Below are 17,702 nucleotides of genomic sequence, written 5' to 3' on the forward strand. Positions count from 1 at the left end.
AACTCGAAAACTCACAGAAAAAAAAGCCAAACACACTGTTGAGAACAGTGAGGTCAAGTGTGGGAGCGGGCTTGCTCGCGAATGCAGTGTGTCATTCAACATTACAGGTGGCTGAACCACTGCTTTCGCGAGCAAGCCCGCTCCCACATTTGATCTTCACAGCTCCAACCAAAGGGTCCGGCATACAAAATTTGTGTTCGGTACCGGTATCGCCAGGCACCGAACGGTCTATCAGGCTTGCGTCAACGTCTTCACAGCACGCTCAAAACGATCCAAACCTTCATTGATGTCCGCCTCTTCCACCACCAGGCTCGGTGCAAAACGCACCACGTCAGGGCCGGCTTGCAGGATCATCAAGTTCTCTTTTTCGGCCGCGTTGAACACGTCCTTGGCCTTGCCTTTGAAGGCATCGCTCAACACGCAACCGATCAGCAGGCCCATGCCGCGCACCTGAGTGAAGATGCCGTACTGCTTGCCGATCTGCTCCAGGCGCGCCTTGAACAGGTCGTGCTTGGCATTCACACCCGCCAGCACTTCTGGGGTGTTGATCACGTCGATCACCGCTTCCGCTACCGCACACGCCAGCGGGTTGCCGCCGTAGGTGGTGCCGTGGGTGCCGACCACCAAGTGCTTGGCCAAGTCTTCACGTGTGAGCATCGCTGCAATCGGGAAACCGCCGCCCAGGCTCTTGGCGCTGGTGAGGATGTCTGGCGTCACGCCGTAATGCTGGTAGGCAAACAGGTGGCCGGTGCGGCCCATGCCGGTTTGCACTTCGTCGAATACCAACAGTGCGTCGTGGGCGTCGCACAGCTCGCGAGCGCCTTGCAGGTAAGCCAGTTCGGCCGGCAGTACACCGCCTTCGCCCTGGATCGGTTCCAGAACCACGGCGCAGGTCTTATCGGTCACTGCCGCTTTCAGCGCAGCCAGGTCGTTATAAGGAACGTGGGTGATGCCGGTGATTTTAGGCCCGAAACCATCGGAGTACTTCGACTGGCCACCGACGTTGACGGTGAACAGGGTACGGCCGTGGAAGCTGTTCAACGCGGCGATGATCTCGTACTTCTCGCTGCCAAAACGGTCGAACGCCACGCGACGGGCCAGCTTGAACGCGGCCTCGTTGGCTTCGGCGCCGGAGTTGCAGAAGAACACGCGCTCGGCAAAGGTGGCGTCGATCAGCTTGTGGGCCAGACGCAACGCCGGCTCGTTGGTGAACACGTTGGAGACATGCCACAGCATGTTGGCCTGTTCGGTCAGTGCACCGACCAGCGCCGGGTGCGCATGGCCCAATACGTTGACCGCGATGCCGCCGGCAAAGTCGATCAGCTCGCGACCGGCCTGGTCCCACACGCGCGAACCTGCGCCACGTACAGGGATAAAGGCAGCAGGTGCGTAGTTGGGCACCATCACTTGGTCGAAATCGGCACGTTGCACCGGGGCTTGCTCAACGGACATCGGAGTCTCCTGAAGAGGAACGCCTGCCTGGAACTGGCGGGCGATGCAGGGATTGTAAGGACAGTTTTCAGCGCCACCTTGTCGCCAAGCGACAACTTCTTATAGCGCCAACCCCGGTTTTACGCGGGTTTACGGCAATGCGACATATTGCATCGCAATGGCGCAGTGTAAACGCTGCGTTCAGTGAGAGGCAGAGGCACGGCCCGCTGATTTTCGCCTAATGCCTTAACTATCTGCTGCCCGTGAACCCATCAGGCTTGCTGTGATGACAGTGACTCACTCCCACTGAAGGATCAGCCTCGTGCCCACGCCCTACCCCACGACCATCAGCCAGCGCCTCGCAGTCGCCGCCACCCAAGTACCCCTCGGGTTTCACACACGCCTGCCGGCCTGGCTGGCAAGCGCCTCGGATGACAAGCGCCAAGCCTTGAAGAATGCACCACTGGACATTCCCAACTGGCAGGCCGACGCCAGCCGCCAGCAGCACGCGCCGCTCAAACAGGCGGTGGAGCAGAGCTGGGCCGCGCAAAACAAAGTAGACACGGCCCTGGCCGACCTCAAGACACCGCAGGCCTTCGCCGCGCCGCTTTTGCAACAGGCGTTCAAGACAAGATGGGGCGTGGAGATCGATGTCCGCACCACCCATCTGCGCCTGTATGCGCCCCTGACGATCCCACTGTTTCCTATAGAAACTGGCGGCGTCAAAGTCTGGACCGTGTCGTTGGTGGACGCCGCGCTGCATAACTTCGACGCAGCAGAAAGCGAGAAAACTGCCTTCACCGCGGACTCCAGCTTCATTACCCAACCCACCACCACCGGGCAATTCGACACCCTGCCCTCAGTGAACAGCAAAGTCAGCATCCAGACCTTCGTCGGGCTGTGCCGTGAACTGGACATCGGTGCGCAATACCAGAACTACCTCAAGACATTTTTCGGCTTCAAAGATGCCAAACGCAAGGCTTCGCTGCGCAGCACTGTCATCGAGAGCCTCAAAGCCGAGGCCCAAACTGCCGTACACCTGGCGCGCCTGAAAAAGGACGGCAGCGAGCGGGTGTTACGCACGCTCCAGGCTCAACTCAAAGGCATCAGCGGCCTGACACTCGACGGTAAGACGCTGCTCAGCCACGACCTGAGCCTGATGGACGCACCACTGGCCGGCATTGTGCTGTTCGCCGCAGACCTGGAACTGCACCACAGCGCAGTGCCCGTGGTGGCGTACATTCCCGGCGACCCACAGGCACCGCTCAAGTATTACCACGATGGCATCGCATTCATTCAAGACCTGATCCGCAAATTGCGCGATGCCGATTACCAGGCATTCTTCAGCCGCTTTATAAGCCACGAGCACCGCGCCTACTTCTTTGCCAACCTGCATAACCGCTTGTCCCAGGTTACCTGGCATCACCCCGTCCCCGGCGACCCCAGGCCGACCTGGCGCGCCGAACCTGTGGCCAACCCCAACCTGCAGTTGCACGCGACGAAAATCACGGGCGAGCTGTACGAACACCTCTATGAAACCAAACTCAATAAGCTGCTCAATGACGCGCGAAGCATCGCCGTGTCCACCGCCGACGCCGACAGCAAGGCACGCTGGCAGCGCTGGGCCATCGTGCAGAAAATCGGTAAGGCCCTGCTCGAAATCGCCGCCTTCATCGCCACGCCGTTCATTCCCCCCCTGGGCTTACTGATGCTCGGCTACACCGCCTATCAACTGCTCGATGACGTATTCGAAGGCATCGTCGATTGGGCCGAGGGTCTCAAGCGCCAGGCGTTCGGGCACCTGATGTCGACCCTGGAGCAAATGGTGCAATTGGGTATGTTCGCGGTCGGCGCACCGATTGCCGAAGGGCTGCTACGCCAGGCACTGCCTCGGGAAGTCTGGGCGTTTTTCGAGCGCCTTCATCCGGTCAGCTCGGACGACGGCAAAACGCGCCTGTGGAACCCGGACCTGAGCCCCTACGCCCACGACCTCCAATTGCCCACCGCCTCGCGCCCCAAGGCGGATGGATTGCATGCCTACGGGGACAAGCAGATCCTGCCCCTTGAAGGGCAACACTTTGCCGTCAAGCAACAAGCGGGCAACGCCGTGCTGGCGCACCCAAGCCATGCGCATGCCTACCAACCGCCCGTTATCGGCAATGGCAAAGGCGCCTGGATAACCCCACTGGATCACCCGCTGACATGGCATCGCAGCACCTTGTTGCGCAGACTCGGCGAGCCCGCCAACGCTCTCAGCGAAACCGGTCTGGAACAGGCGCAGCGCATCAGTAGCACCGACGATGGTGCCCTGCGCAAACTCTACATGGACCGCCAACCGCCACCGCCCTTGCTGGCCGACAGCCTCAAGCGCATCCATATCGACCAGCAACTGCAAGACTTCATCGACCAGATGAACAGCGACGACCCACTGGTTTACGCAAAAGCCGACACGCAAACCCAACTCTGGCTGCTTAGCCAGACCGGCCTGTGGCCGGAATCCAAGACCCTGCGCTTTCTGAATGCCAAAGGCGAAACCGTATGGGAACACCCAGGCAGGGAAAATGCGGCGGTAGCGCAAATTCATGAAGCGCAGATGAACAACGGCGACCTGCTCAAGACCCTGCTGGAAACCCTCGACGAGTCAGAGCGCAAGACTGTGCTGGAGGAAGACTTCGGTAGCCCGGCCCCCCAACTGCATGTGCGCGCCGCCAAGCTGCGCAAACAGCTGGCACGCAGAGCCGAGGATAAACGCGCTTCGATGTTCGACGCGCGCTATCGAGGCCTGGAGCTGACCACCGATGCGCGCGTGCAAAAGCTCATCGACAGCACACCGGGCCTGCCCGTCAGCGCGGCCGAGGAAGTCCTGCTCAGTGCCCACGGCCAGGACCTGCTCGACATCGACCAGGGCACGCTGCCTTCGCACCTGGTCGAACGCGCACGCTGGGCGGCCCATCAGGTCAGAATCAGCCGGGCCTATGAAGGCCTGTACATGGGTGCGCTGGAGACCGGCGACACCCATCGACTCGCCCTGCACTCCCTGGAAAAATTGCCGGGCTGGTCGCCTCAGGTGCGTCTGGAAGTTCGCGACTTCAAGCGCGATGGTCACCTGCGCGACGCTATCGGCCCCGCCCAGGCGCCCATCCGACGCCTGCTGCTGCGCACCATCGAAGGCGATTACATTCCCGAAGACAGCAAGGGCACCCTGCTTGGTGAAACCGATTTCTACACCGCCGTGCTCCAGGCACTCCCCGATGCACAGCGCGACGCACTGGCTATGCAGATAGGCCAAGGCCCGCACTTGAGAGAAATCTTGCGCCAACACACATTGGCACATGACGAACTTGGCGCCCTGCTGGCCGAAGTTCCGCTGCTCAAACCGTCCTATGACCCGACATTGGTGCGCCTACCCGGCGGCATGGAGGGCTACGACGCCAGCCCGGTCACCGCTGGCAGCAGCGAAGGGGTCTCGCTGGAGAGTCAGTTGCATGCCCTGTACCCACAACTGAGCCCCAGCCAGGTGACGGCCGTACTCGCCGCCATGCAAAACGATCCCGGCACACCTTGGGGTACCCTTCAATTTCTGAAGAAAGAGTTCTCGCAACTGGAAACCAACCTGCGGACATGGCAGCAGAATGTGCCGCAGACCCTTGTCGGTACAGATTTACCGTTGAGCCGCTGGCGGATTGCTGCGGAACAGCAAAATCGCTTTCTCTGGTCACAAAAACTGATCGGCGCCTGGCGCCACAACACCCCCGTAGACCCTGCTTATGACAACGGTCACCTGCTGCAACTCAACCAGCCCATTTATGGGGAACTGCCCGCGCTCGATACCCGCCTTGGGCACATCACTACCCTGGAATTCCAGGGTTACTTGACCACCCGCGGCACGCCGGGCTTCCTGGCATCTTTCCCCGGATTGCGCCGACTGGCCATCAGCGACATGACCCTCAGAACACTGCCCGGCGAAATCAGTGCATTGACCCACCTTAACGCGCTGACACTGCGCGGCTGCGCACTCAACCTGACCACCCCAACCCGAGCAGCCCTGGCCAACCTGACCGAGCTGCATACCCTTGACCTGTCCCACAACCCGCTGGTGCTGGCGCCCAATTTCGAAAACATGGCCAACCTGCGAACACTCAACCTGAGCCACTGCGGTATTTCCATCTTTCCCACAGGCCTGCTCAATCGGCCTCGGCTGGCAAACGCCAATCTCAGCCACAATAACCTGCGCAGGCTGCCAGAAGCCCTGTATTCGTTGCCCGCCAGTGCTGCCAAGGCTTACGACCTTTCCGGCAACCCGCTGACGCGCGCAACCCTGGAACGGATAAAAACCTACTGCCAGAGCACCGGGGAACATTTTGGCGTCCAAGCCAATCCAGATGAGGTTCGCCTGGTCCAAGCGCTTTACCCGACCTACAACGTTCCCGAGGCCAATCAATTTATCTTCAGGCTACCGGGCGGGCTGGATGATTCGATGGCGAATCTCGTGCGCCTCAAGGCCGACTACGAACGCTTGCAAGCCGACCTGCAGGAATGGGTGGTGGATGTGCCTGAGAGCCACCCCGTCACGAACCTGCCCATGGATGAACAGATTCGCCCACAGCAACAACTCATTCGAGCGCAAATCCGCGCTCTGCTGGAGCAAGGCTGGCGGCGTGAAACCAGCCTGGACTTAAGCCATGACCCGCTGACGCAGTCCCATCAAATGACATTGACCTTGCCGCTGTGGGGAGACCTGCCAAGACTGAATGTGGATTTCAAGCATATTTCCAAGCTGGAGCTGAGGGCACAGGAAACCACCTCGATACCCGAAGGTTTTCTGGAACGTTTCCCCAATCTGGAAAGCCTGCTGATCCACCGCTATGCCCTGCAAGACATTCCCGCTGGCGTCTTCAAGCTGCCCAAGTTGACCACACTCAGCCTCACGCAATGCAATCTGCGACTGACCCCCGACAGCGTCGCCGCCTTGAGCGACCTGCACGACCTGGAGTACCTGGACCTGAGCGATAACCCGCTGGCGCTGACGCCCGACGTCAGCAAAATGTCCGGCCTGGAAACCCTGATGATGGAAAATACCAGGCTTACCGAGGTGCCTCACGGGGTGTTCAACCTGACGTCGCTCACCCAACTGAACCTGAGCGATAACCACATCACCGAGTTGCCCACGGACCTGCTTGAAGTAGACCCGAACTCAGCGGCAGGCTTTGACCTGAGCGACAACCCCTTCTCACCCGTAGCACTTGCCATTCTGCGTCGCTATTACAACCGCACGGCAGTGGATTTCGATGTAGCGCAAGCCCGACAACCCGCGCCAGACCGCTCCAGCTCACGCTCTGCGACGTCATCCGAAACAGAGGGAGAAGAATAGACGCAGCTCACCCGCGCTCGGAAGGCACCGACGACAACTCGAACGGGCTGCTGCTGCGACGCTGGTTGCGATCTTCGCGAGGAGTGGCGCCGAAGAAATTGCGGTAGGCGCTGGAGAAGTGCGGCCCCGAGGAGAAGCCGCAGGACAGGCCGATCTGGATGATCGACTTGCTGGTTTGCATCAGCATCTGGCGCGCCTTGTTCAGGCGCAGCTCCAGGTAATACTGGCTGGGGACGCGGTTGAGGTATTGCTTGAAGATGCGTTCAAGTTGTCGTCGTGAAACACACACGTGCTGGGCGATTTCGTCGGTGGTCAGCGGCTCTTCGATATTGGCCTCCATCAGCAATACCGCCTGGGTCAGCTTAGGGTGGCTGGAGCCCAGGCGGTTTTGCAGCGGGATACGCTGGCGCTCGCCGCCTTCGCGGATGCGCTCCACCACCAGTTCTTCAGACACAGCACCGGCCAACTCGGCGCCATGGTCACGGGCCAATACCGCCAACAGCAGGTCAAGTACCGACATGCCGCCGCAAGCGGTCAGGCGATCACGGTCCCAGTCAAACAGGTGGCTGGTGGCGATGACCTTGGGGAAACGCTCGGCGAAATCGTCCTGCCAGCGCCAGTGCACGGCGGCGCGGTAGCCATCGAGCAGGCCCAGTTGGGCCAACGGGTACACCCCCGCTGACAAGCCGCCGATCACACACCCCGCCCGAACAAGCTGCTTGAGCGCGGAGCTCAGTGGCGAAGCGATGACCGTCGGCGGTTCGTCGGCCAACAGGAACAACTTCTGAAAACCCTCCAGCTTACCGGCCCACGGCTCGCCCGGCAGTTGCCAGGCACCTTCGACGGCGGGTTCGGCGAGCAGGAACGACAACTCGTAGATCACATCCGGATGCACCCGCTGGGCAACGCGCAAGGCCTCCTCAGCCAGCGCAAGCGTGAGGGCTTTTGTGCTGGGCCAAATCAGGAAACCAATTTTGTGGGCGGTCATGGAGTGCTATCCGGAGCGAAAACGGTGAAAGAAGCTGTGGGCCAATGCTAGCCCGTAATCAACTACAAATCCCTAAACAAACACAGATCAACAGTGGGAGCTGGCTTGCCTGCGATGGCGGTGGGTCAGTTAACACATCATTGGCTGATACATCGCTATCGCAGGCAAGCCAGCTCCCACAGGGGATCGGGGCTTACCTCAAGACTGCGGAGCATGCACTATCCCGGTGCACAAAAGCAGTCTTGATTATTTCAAACTGCCAGAGAGGAACTGCTGCAACCGTTCCGACTGCGGGTTCACCAGCACTTCCCGCGGGTTGCCACGCTCTTCAACGATGCCTTTGTGCAAAAACACCAATTGGTTCGACACTTCGCGGGCAAAGCCCATTTCGTGGGTCACGACCACCATGGTGCGGCCTTCCTGGGCCAGGTCCTGCATCACCTTGAGTACTTCGCCTACCAGCTCCGGATCCAGCGCAGAAGTAGGTTCGTCGAACAGCATCACCTCAGGCTCCATCGCCAGTGCACGGGCAATCGCTACGCGCTGCTGCTCGCCACCGGACATGTGGCCGGGGAACGCATCCTTACGATGGCCCACGCCGACTTTGGCCAGGTAATGCTCGGCCTTCTCGCGGGCTTCTTTCTTGGATATGCCCAACACGTGCACCGGGGCTTCCATCACGTTTTCAATCGCGGTCATGTGCGACCACAGGTTGAAATGCTGGAACACCATGGACAGGCGCGAACGCATGCGCTGCAACTGCTTGGGGTCGGCAGCCTTCATGGCGCCGTCCTTGTTGGCCACCAGTTTCAGCTCTTCGTTATTGAGCAAAATCTTGCCGGCGTGGGGCTGCTCCAGCAGGTTGATGCAGCGCAAAAAGGTACTTTTGCCCGAACCGCTGGAACCGATGATGCTGATCACATCACCGGCGGCGGCGGCCAGGGACACACCTTTGAGCACTTCATGACTGCCATAGCGTTTATGCAGGTCTTGGACTTCAAGCTTGTACATGCGGTCGGTTCTCACAAAAACAGGTGGTCAGTCGTTGAGCAAGCGCCCGTGACGCAGCGCTTCGCGCCCCGCCACCTTGGCCAGCCAGAAACCCGCTTGGGCATAACGTAGCCGTTCAACGGCAAACAACACCCCCGAGGTGCCCGCGCAAATAGTGCTTACGCGGTCAGTCAGGGGGTCAATCACTTCAAAAATCTCGTCGCCGGTTTCTACCCAGTCGCCCGCTTTACGCAGGTAACTGATCACCCCGGCATGGGGCGCGAACAGCAGTTCGGTGCCCTCGAAAGGCACACCTTCGCAAGGTTCGTGTTGCGGCGCGGGCCACTCGCCCTTGATCAAGCCTTGTTCGGCGAGGAACGCAAGGATGCCTTCGGCGTGGAAGATGGCTTCATCACGGCCGGTGTCGGCCTGGCCGCCCAATTCCAACGTCGTCGCCAGACAGGCCAGCGGAATTTGCGCCTCGGGGAACAGGCGCGACAAACGCAGCCACGGCAACGAGCACGCCTCGTCAAACGAACTGCCGCCGGAATCCTCCGCCAGCAGGCCGACCTTCACATTCAAATGTGCCGACAACGAACGCCACTGCGGCCAGTGCTGGGGCAGCGCGTACATATGCAGCGCTGCCTCAGCATCGCAATGCAGGTCCAGCACCACATCGGCGGTGCAGGCATGGCTCAGCAGGATACGCTGCATGCCTTGCAACTGGCTGCTCGGCTCGGGCAAGGCGGTGAGTGTATCGCTCATGGCCTGGCGAATCAGGCGCACATTGGCGTGCGGGTCGTCCCCCAGCTTGCCTTGCAGCAACTCGGCCACCGGCTCGCTCAGTTCGACGAAATCGCGGTTGAAATTCTTGCCGCTGCCGACTTCGAAACGCCCTTGGTGGCTGCCCTGCAACAACTGGCCGAGCCCCATCGGGTTGGCGACCGGCACCAACTCGATCACGCCGTTGAGGGCGCCCTGCTGTTCCAGCGTGGTGAGGCGTTTTTTCAGCTCCCACGCGGCACGCATACCCGGCAATTCATCGGCGTGCAGGCTGGCCTGGATATAGGCCTTGCGCTCGCCACTGCCGAAACGAAACACGCTCAGTTGGCGTTCGCAGCCCAAATGCCCCCAGGGCAGCAGATGATCGATACGTTCCATGTCAGTGCTTCCGTGGAGCCAGGTAGCTCAGCCAGCGGCGCTCGGCCAACTTGAACAGGCGCACCAGGATGAAGGTCAGGCACAGGTAGAACACGCCGGCGGTGATATAGGCTTCGAACGGCAGGTAATACTGGGCGTTCACCGTGCGCGCGGCACCGGTGATGTCGATCAGCGTGACGATGGAGGCCAGACTGGTGGTCTGCAGCATCATGATCACTTCGTTGCTGTACTGCGGCAGCGCACGGCGCAGGGCCGACGGCAACAGGATGCGGCGGTACAGTTTGTAGCGCGACATGCCCATGGCCTTGGCCGCTTCGATTTCACCGTTAGGCGTGGCCTTGAGGCTGCCGGCGATGATCTCGGCGGTATAGGCGCTGGTGTTGATGGCAAACGCCAGGCACGCACAGAACGTGGCACTGGACAGCAGCGGCCACAGGAAGCTTTCGCGCACCACCTCGAACTGCGCCAGGCCGTAGTAGATCAAAAACAGCTGCACCAGCATCGGCGTGCCGCGGATCACGTAGGTATAAAGCCAGGCCACGCCATTGACGATCGGCTGCTTGGACACGCGCATCAAGCCCAGGGGCAAGGCTGCGAGCAGGCCGAAGAACAGCGAGATAGCGAGCAGTTTCAGGGTGGTCAGCAAGCCGCCAAGGTACAGCGGCATGGCCTCCCAGATGACGTTGTAGTCGAAGATCATAGATCAGCCGCCCTTACGCCTACCGAGTAGCGCTTCTCAAGGTAACGCAAGGCCAGCAACGACACGCTGGTGATCACCAGGTACATCGCCGCCACTGCGAGGAAGAAGGTAAAAGGCTCGCGGGTGGCGTCTGCCGCCTGCTTGGCCTTGAACATCATGTCTTGCAGACCCACCACCGAAATCAGCGCGGTGGCCTTGGTCAATACCAGCCAGTTGTTGGTAAACCCGGGGATCGCCAGCCGAATCATCTGCGGCACCATCACCCGGAAAAACACCTGGAAGCTGCTCATGCCATACGCCAGGCCGGCTTCAGCCTGCCCCTTGGGAATGGCCATGAAGGCGCCACGGAAAGTTTCCGACAGGTAAGCGCCAAAGATAAAACCCAGGGTGCCGATACCGGCGGCCAGGGGGTTCAAGTCGATATAGTCGTCAAAGCCCAGCAACGGCGCGACGCGGTTGAGCAAGTCCTGACCGCCGTAGAAAATCAGCAGGATCAGCACCAGGTCGGGGATCCCGCGGATCACCGTGGAGTACAGGTCGCCCAGCCAAGCCAGCCAGCGTACCGGCGACAGGCGTAGCGCGACCCCGATCAGACCCAGAACGATGGCCAAGGCCATGGACGACAAGGCGAGCTGAAGCGTCAACCATGCGCCATCGAGGATGACGGCCCCGTAGCCTTTCAACATGATTCAGGTCCTCGAAAAGGGGGATGAAAAAATGGCGCAAACTTCAGGATGACTGTTGCTTGCGCCATTTCGGACGGACAGCTGCGATGAGTTACTTGGCGTCAGCGCCGTAAATATCGAAGTCGAAGTACTTGTCCTGGATTTTCTTGTATTCGCCGTTGGCACGGATTGCAGCGATGGCCGCATTGATGCGCTCAAGGTTTTCCTTGTCGCCTTTGCGTACCGCGATGCCTACGCCGTCGCCGAAGTATTTGACGTCGGTAAACGCCGGACCGGTGAACGCGTAGCCTTTGCCGGCGTCGGTTTTCAGGAAACCGTCTTGCAGCAGGGTGGCGTCAGCCACGGTACCATCGAGGCGGCCGGCAGCCACGTCCAGGTAGATTTCGTTCTGGGTGCTGTAGCCCTTGATGTCGGCACCCTTTGGCGCCAGGACTTCACGGGCGAAACGGTCGTGGATCGAACCGCGCTGCACACCGATCTTCTTGCCCTTGAGTTCATCCAGGCTGTCGCTGACGGTGGTGCCTTCCTTCATCACCAGACGAGCTGGGGTCAGGTAGTAGCGGGTGGTGAAGTCCACGGATTTCTTGCGGTCGTCAGTAATAGACATGGACGACAGGATCGCGTCGATCTTGCGCACTTTGAGTGCCGGGATCAGACCATCGAATTCCTGCTCGACCCAGGTGCACTTGACGTCCATCTGCTTGCACAGCGCATTGCCGATGTCGTAGTCAAAACCGACGATGCTGCCATCCGGCGCCTTCGAGGCAAACGGAGGGTAAGCCGCTTCGATACCAATTTTCAGCGGCTTGCCTTCGGCGAAAGCCTGCATGGACAGCACGGACAGCGCCAGGGCGCCCAACAGCACGAGTTTCTTCATCTTGGGACTCCATCGGTATAGGGCAAAAACAGCAGTATGAGCCATGGCCCACGATGCGGCGAAGGTGTAACCGAATAGCGGTGCTGCGTCCTGCGCGGGCGACACCTGCGACGACGAGCGAGTGATCGGCATTCTAACGACAGGCCGGAGGCCGATATTTCCTCAATGCGACAACAATTTACAGAAGCACTGAGAAAGCGGTTCCAGCTCATTGACAGCCTCTGAATTTTATGCAGAGACAAAAGATATTAAACCTGATGATGCTGCAAATTGCGGGCCTATTATTCGCAAACCCTTCTAGCACGGCAAGTCTGGCGTTTAATCTTATTTGTGGGGATGTCTAGAACGCGGTTTTTCGGGGCGTAGGCGTGGTCCATCGCCCCAGGTTTGTGCGGGCGGTTACACATTTGAGCGAGGCGGTAACATTCAGAAACGTCCTACGGGGAAAACCGATATTTATTGGTTTGGTGGCTTGCAGGTCTGTCAGACCGCCATCCATACCCCCTTATGAAATGCAATCTGAACTGTGGGAGCTGGCTTGCCTGCGATAGGGATGCCTCAGCCAACCAACCTTTGCCTGACATACCCCTATCGCAGGCAAGCCAGCTCCCACACTAAATCTGGGCGGTCTTGAGGCCGTACAAAAAAGCCCCACCCGGCCTGCACCGAATGGGGCTTTGTCCCACCTACTCCGCTTACGCGACGTTCATGGTCTTGTGCGTTTCAATCAAATGCGCCACCACGCTTGGATCTGCCAAGGTAGAGATATCCCCCAACCCATCGTATTCAGCCGTGGCGATCTTGCGCAAAATGCGCCGCATGATTTTCCCCGAGCGCGTTTTTGGCAACCCAGGCGCCCACTGGATCACATCCGGCGAGGCAATCGGCCCGATTTCCTTGCGTACCCAGTTCTTCAGTTCCAGGCGCAGTGCTTCGTTGGGCTCTTCACCATTCTTCAAGGTGACATACACATAAATGCCCTGCCCCTTGATGTCATGCGGCACACCCACCACCGCCGCCTCGGCGACTTTGGGGTGCGCAACCATGGCGCTTTCAATCTCGGCAGTGCCCATGCGGTGGCCGGACACGTTCAACACGTCATCCACACGGCCCGTGATCCACCAGTAACCGTCCTCATCGCGACGCGCGCCGTCACCGGTGAAGTACATGCCGCGGAAGGTCTTGAAGTAGGTGTCGACAAAACGGTCATGGTCGCCGTACAGGGTACGCGCCTGGCCTGGCCAGGAATCCAGAATCACCAGGTTGCCTTCGGCGGCGCCTTCGATGATGTTGCCCAGGTTGTCCACCAACGCCGGCACCACCCCGAAGAACGGCCGTGCCGCCGAACCCGGCTTCAACGCATGGGCGCCTGGCAGTGGGCTCATCAGCGTGGCGCCGGTTTCGGTTTGCCACCAGGTGTCGACGATCGGGCAACGGGATTGGCCGACGTTCTTGTAGTACCAGTCCCAGGCTTCCGGGTTGATCGGCTCGCCCACCGAACCCAGCAGGCGCAGGCTACTGCCGTCGGCGCCTTCGCAGGCTGCGGTGCCGGAAGCCATCATCGCGCGGATCGCAGTCGGTGCGGTGTAGAGGATGTTGACCTTGTGCTTGTCGACGATCTTCGCCACGCGGGTGATGTCCGGGTAGTTCGGCACGCCTTCGAACAGCAGCGTGGTCGCGCCATTGGCCAGCGGGCCGTAGACGATGTAGGTGTGGCCAGTGACCCAGCCCACGTCGGCAGTGCACCAGTAGATTTCGCCCGGGCGATAGTCGAATACACGCTCGTGGGTCAGGGCCGCATAGAGCAGGTAGCCGCCGGTGGTGTGCTGCACGCCTTTAGGCTTGCCGGTAGAGCCAGAGGTATAGAGGATAAACAGCGCTTCTTCGGCACCCATCTCTTTTGGCGCACACACAGTACCCGCCACTTTCATCAGGTCTTCGTACCAGATGTCTCGATGCTGGTTCCACTTGATCGCGCCATTGGTGCGCTTGCACACGATCACCTTCTGGATGCTGCTGGTTTCCGGGTTGGTCAGCGCGTCGTCAACGTTAGCCTTCAGCGGAATCTTCTTACCAGCGCGGATGCCTTCGTCAGCGGTAATCACCACTTTCGACTTACAGTCGATGATGCGACCGGCCAGGGCTTCTGGGGAAAAACCGCCAAACACCACCGAATGGATCGCGCCGATGCGGGTACAGGCCAGCATGGCGACCACGGCTTCGGGAATCATCGGCATATAGATAGTCACCACATCGCCGCGGTGCACATCCTGGCCGCGCAAGGCGTTGGCGAACTTGCAGACTTCCTCGTGCAGCTCGCGGTAGGTGATATTACGGCTCTCGGCAGGGTCGTCGCCCTCCCAGATGATTGCGATCTGGTCGCCACGCTCGGCGAGGTGACGGTCCAGGCAATTGTAGGAAACGTTCAGGGTGCCATCGGCGAACCATTTGATGTCGACATGGTGGTCGTCGAAAGAGGTCTGCTTCACCGCGGTGAAAGGCTTGACCCAGTCAAGGCGCTTGGCTTGCTCACGCCAGAAGCCATCGGGGTTGACCACCGACTGCTGGTACATGGCCTTGTAGGTCGCCTCGTCGGTCAGCGTATTGGCTGCTACTTCGGGGCGAACGGGGTACAGGGAAGCCGCACTCATCTTTCTTACCTCGGTGACATAGTTGTTGTTGTATGGCCCCTGTTGTAGCCGGGGTGGGCCTATAGAACCATTCGACGATGGTAGTAACAAGACCCTACAAATTGCCCTGCTATGCCGTTTCACCGCTCTGGCCCGCGTGCTGCGGCGGCTGACAGGTTTCTGAAAAAATCTTGATTGAGGGATTGTTACAAAAACCGCCAAAAGTGTTTATCAAAACCACGGGTATATGAATATAACCGAGGCGCCTAAAATCAACTCCGCCAACAAGGCACTCTGATTAACAACGCAACAGCCCCCACGAAGGCAACGTTAATCCGAACTTCCCAACTTTTAAGTGACACACGTGGCCTCACAAGGGCCCCGTGCCCCCTTTCGCCCTGAAGAAGGTAATGAAGCAATGAAAGCGTTATTAGTGATGGCCCTGAGCAGCCTGTGCGCCACCGCCGCCCTGGCGGACGAAGCCCCGACTGAACTGGCCGGCCAGAACGCCCCGATCGTTGAGGACTACACCTACAGCACTCACCTGGATGTGGCCAAAGTCTTGTCCATGAGCAGCATTCCAGAAGTCTGCGAAGTTGTACCGGTGAAGATGGAATATGAAGATTCGCAAGGCCAGCGTCATATTCTTAACTATCAAGTGATGGGCAATGGTTGCTCTAACGGCTAACAACTTCTGAAGTTGGATTCTTAATTGCCGCAAGAAATCGTTCTTGCGGCCAAGAACCCGCCCTTGAATACACCCCACATCAATCGTGGGAGCTGGCTTGCCTGCGATGGCGATTTCAGCCATAACACCCGCTCCGGTTAATGGACCCAATCCTCGTAAGACAACCCCGCTACGCGACTGAACTCCCGAATATTGTTGGTCACCAACGTACACCCCGAAGCAATTGCATGCCCTGCAATAGCAGTATCATTTTGGCCGATGATCGCCCCTTGCTCGGTCAGGCTTCGCTTCACCTCAACCGTCGCGTCCACCGCCGCCACGCCCCACGGCAACACTTCATCGAGTCGCTTCACAAACTCATCGACTAACGTCTTGTGTTTGGACGATGCCTTTTTCCCAATCTGTCCATATCGCATTTCGGCATAGCTTATGGCCGAAATCACGATTCGATTGCTCCTCGCCACCTCCAAGGCCAGACGTTTAAGCACGCACTCGGGCCGCTCACGCATGATGAACGAGCAAATGCAGGTATCCAGCATGTATGTCGTCACAGGTTGAACCTGCCTTCATCGCCAACAACGTCCTGACGCTCCTGAAGAAAATCTTCGTCCGCCCTGGGTAACTCACTCAGCGACCCCCAGCTAGGTCTGACAGGTCGTAATGTAATCGTATCTCCATTGCGGGTGATTTCGAGCTCACCGACTCCCTCATAGGCCATGTCGTTTGGAAATCGAATAGCCTGGTTCTTTCCATTTTTAAAAATTGAGACTGTGCGCATGATTCATCCTCTACCTATGCCTAACATATGCAATGTAAGGACGCCCTGAAGCCTATGCAAGACATATGGCAATTGGCCGACGATCGGAGACGTGTGCCAGCTGCTAAAAAAACTTGCGACAGCAACAGCCCGAAAACTCTCACCCCGGCTTAAAAAGCGTCCTTTTTGTCTCTAATCAGTGACCATCCGCCGCAACACAAACCCAATTTTTTCCCTATAATGCGCGGGTAAATCGGGCCTGCAATATCCCTTTACACAGGGATAAAGAGCCAGACCTTGAGCCTGCGCTGCAGCAAGCACGCATCGCTGCGCCCCTCAAGCCTCATGCAGCACCCGCAACCTGATTCCGTTTATTTGCCTGCGCGAGCTGTTGCAACAAACGATTCCTTAAGATCCACCGCGGCCCTAGGGCCGTGTGAACACCCAACCATCCGGTTTCACACGGGCACCTTTGAGCCCTCACGCAGGAGACGACACGTCATGCTGAGCTGGGACGAATTCGACAAAGAAGAAGAAGGCGAAGTAGCCGCCAAAGGCGCCAACGCCGGCCACGCCACCGAAGCCAACATGGACCGCCTCGACGGTGCCGGCGCCGCTGCCGCCGTGGAAGCCCGCGCCGTCACCGCCAACGACTCCGCCGCCATCGTGCGCGCCAAGGCCGCCCTGGACAAACTCGACGTCGCCGAAGGCCTCGCCGAGCTGGAAGGTGCCTCAGCCCGCGTCGCCGTTGATGAAAAGCGCATGATCAACTGCCGCGCCGACCTCAACCAACTCGTGCCATTCAAGTACGACTGGGCCTGGCAGAAGTACCTCGACGGCTGCGCCAACCACTGGATGCCGCAAGAGGTCAACATGACCGCCGACATCGCCCTGTGGAAAAACCCCGAAGGCCTGACCGACGACGAGCGCCGTATCGTCATGCGCAACCTGGGCTTCTTCTCCACCGCCGACTCCCTGGTAGCCAACAACCTGGTGCTGGCCGTGTACCGCCTGATCACCAACCCGGAGTGCCGCCAGTACATCCTGCGCCAGGCCTTCGAAGAAGCGATCCACACCCACGCCTACCAGTACTGCATCGAATCGCTGGCCATGGATGAAGGCGAGATCTTCAACATGTACCACGAGATTCCATCGGTCGCCAAAAAGGCCGCCTGGGGCCTCAAGTACACCCGCTCGATCTCCGATCCGAAGTTCGAAACCGGCACCGTCGACACCGACAAAGAGCTGCTGCGCAACCTGGTCGCCTACTACTGCGTGCTGGAAGGCATCTTCTTCTACTGCGGCTTCACCCAGATCCTGTCCATGGGCCGCCGCAACAAGATGACCGGCGTGGCCGAGCAGTTCCAGTACATCCTGCGCGATGAGTCGATGCACCTGAACTTCGGTATCGACGTGATCAACC

At 59.3% G+C, this 17,702-nt stretch carries 13 protein-coding genes; 3 read left to right on the forward strand and 10 right to left on the reverse strand.

Annotated elements, in window-relative coordinates:
* Positions 1-231: 231 nt before the first annotated feature.
* Positions 232-1,452, reverse strand: a complete 1,221-nt coding sequence (locus BOP96_RS25905) for an aspartate aminotransferase family protein (protein ID WP_014719595.1) — start codon at positions 1,450-1,452, stop codon at positions 232-234.
* 301 nt (positions 1,453-1,753) lie between these two features.
* On the opposite strand from BOP96_RS25905, the gene BOP96_RS25910 reads away from it, so the two are divergent.
* A complete protein-coding gene (locus tag BOP96_RS25910) occupies positions 1,754-6,802 on the forward strand; it encodes a leucine-rich repeat domain-containing protein (RefSeq protein ID WP_073454382.1) in 5,049 nt (1,682 codons plus the stop codon).
* A gap of 7 nt (positions 6,803-6,809) precedes the next feature.
* Here BOP96_RS25910 and argR read toward each other — a convergent pair whose 3' ends face one another.
* From argR to acs, 7 genes are all read right to left on the reverse strand, one after another.
* Positions 6,810-7,790 (reverse strand): transcriptional regulator ArgR, encoded by a 981-nt coding sequence (gene argR / locus BOP96_RS25915; RefSeq protein WP_014719597.1) that lies wholly within the window; start codon positions 7,788-7,790, stop codon positions 6,810-6,812.
* Positions 7,791-8,036: 246 nt separating this feature from the next.
* A complete protein-coding gene (locus BOP96_RS25920) occupies positions 8,037-8,801 on the reverse strand; it encodes an ABC transporter ATP-binding protein (protein WP_014719598.1) in 765 nt (254 codons plus the stop codon).
* A 27-nt stretch (positions 8,802-8,828) separates the two neighbouring features.
* The gene (locus tag BOP96_RS25925) at positions 8,829-9,941 is read right to left on the reverse strand and encodes a succinylglutamate desuccinylase/aspartoacylase family protein (RefSeq protein WP_014719599.1); all 1,113 of its coding nucleotides are present in this window, start codon (positions 9,939-9,941) and stop codon (positions 8,829-8,831) included.
* Between the two features lies 1 nt (position 9,942).
* Positions 9,943-10,641 (reverse strand): ABC transporter permease, encoded by a 699-nt coding sequence (locus BOP96_RS25930; RefSeq protein ID WP_003193625.1) that lies wholly within the window; start codon positions 10,639-10,641, stop codon positions 9,943-9,945.
* Positions 10,638-11,327, reverse strand: coding sequence for an ABC transporter permease (locus BOP96_RS25935; RefSeq protein WP_003193627.1), 690 nt, complete (start codon positions 11,325-11,327; stop codon positions 10,638-10,640). The genes BOP96_RS25930 and BOP96_RS25935 overlap by 4 nt, the downstream gene beginning before the upstream one ends.
* 91 nt (positions 11,328-11,418) lie before the next feature.
* Positions 11,419-12,204, reverse strand: a complete 786-nt coding sequence (locus BOP96_RS25940; RefSeq protein ID WP_020302951.1) for an ABC transporter substrate-binding protein — start codon at positions 12,202-12,204, stop codon at positions 11,419-11,421.
* Between the two features lie 695 nt (positions 12,205-12,899).
* A complete protein-coding gene (gene acs, locus BOP96_RS25945; RefSeq protein WP_005790645.1) occupies positions 12,900-14,855 on the reverse strand; it encodes an acetate--CoA ligase in 1,956 nt (651 codons plus the stop codon).
* Between the two features lie 397 nt (positions 14,856-15,252).
* Between acs and BOP96_RS25950 the strand changes: the two genes are divergently transcribed.
* Positions 15,253-15,522 (forward strand): DUF2790 domain-containing protein, encoded by a 270-nt coding sequence (locus BOP96_RS25950; RefSeq protein WP_014719601.1) that lies wholly within the window; start codon positions 15,253-15,255, stop codon positions 15,520-15,522.
* Positions 15,523-15,659: 137 nt separating this feature from the next.
* On the opposite strand, the gene BOP96_RS25955 is transcribed toward BOP96_RS25950, so the two are convergent.
* Both BOP96_RS25955 and vapB read right to left on the reverse strand, forming a co-directional pair.
* On the reverse strand, positions 15,660-16,073 hold the full coding sequence (locus tag BOP96_RS25955) for a type II toxin-antitoxin system VapC family toxin (RefSeq protein ID WP_073454384.1): 414 nt from the start codon (positions 16,071-16,073) through the stop codon (positions 15,660-15,662).
* The gene (gene vapB, locus BOP96_RS25960) at positions 16,070-16,300 is read right to left on the reverse strand and encodes a type II toxin-antitoxin system VapB family antitoxin (RefSeq protein ID WP_014719603.1); all 231 of its coding nucleotides are present in this window, start codon (positions 16,298-16,300) and stop codon (positions 16,070-16,072) included. Before vapB ends, BOP96_RS25955 begins: the two co-directional genes overlap by 4 nt.
* A gap of 480 nt (positions 16,301-16,780) precedes the next feature.
* Between vapB and BOP96_RS25965 the strand changes: the two genes are divergently transcribed.
* Positions 16,781-17,702 (forward strand): ribonucleotide-diphosphate reductase subunit beta (locus BOP96_RS25965; protein WP_073454386.1); only part of this gene is annotated, 922 nt, incomplete at its 3' end.

The sequence above is a fragment of the Pseudomonas sp. FSL W5-0203 genome (genome assembly GCF_001896155.1).
In the GTDB taxonomy this organism is placed as follows: domain Bacteria; phylum Pseudomonadota; class Gammaproteobacteria; order Pseudomonadales; family Pseudomonadaceae; genus Aquipseudomonas; species Aquipseudomonas paracarnis.

Excerpts from the sequence above, each read along its gene's own strand:
- BOP96_RS25905 (WP_014719595.1), bottom strand. The coding sequence starts at position 1,452 with ATGTCCGTTGAGCAAGCCCCGGTGCAACGTGCCGATTTCGACCAAGTG.
- argR (WP_014719597.1), bottom strand. The coding sequence starts at position 7,790 with ATGACCGCCCACAAAATTGGTTTCCTGATTTGGCCCAGCACAAAAGCC.
- BOP96_RS25920 (WP_014719598.1), bottom strand. The coding sequence starts at position 8,801 with ATGTACAAGCTTGAAGTCCAAGACCTGCATAAACGCTATGGCAGTCAT.
- BOP96_RS25925 (WP_014719599.1), bottom strand. The coding sequence starts at position 9,941 with ATGGAACGTATCGATCATCTGCTGCCCTGGGGGCATTTGGGCTGCGAA.
- BOP96_RS25930 (WP_003193625.1), bottom strand. The coding sequence starts at position 10,641 with ATGATCTTCGACTACAACGTCATCTGGGAGGCCATGCCGCTGTACCTT.
- BOP96_RS25935 (WP_003193627.1), bottom strand. The coding sequence starts at position 11,327 with ATGTTGAAAGGCTACGGGGCCGTCATCCTCGATGGCGCATGGTTGACG.
- BOP96_RS25940 (WP_020302951.1), bottom strand. The coding sequence starts at position 12,204 with ATGAAGAAACTCGTGCTGTTGGGCGCCCTGGCGCTGTCCGTGCTGTCC.
- acs (WP_005790645.1), bottom strand. The coding sequence starts at position 14,855 with ATGAGTGCGGCTTCCCTGTACCCCGTTCGCCCCGAAGTAGCAGCCAAT.
- BOP96_RS25950 (WP_014719601.1), top strand. The coding sequence starts at position 15,253 with ATGAAAGCGTTATTAGTGATGGCCCTGAGCAGCCTGTGCGCCACCGCC.
- vapB (WP_014719603.1), bottom strand. The coding sequence starts at position 16,300 with ATGCGCACAGTCTCAATTTTTAAAAATGGAAAGAACCAGGCTATTCGA.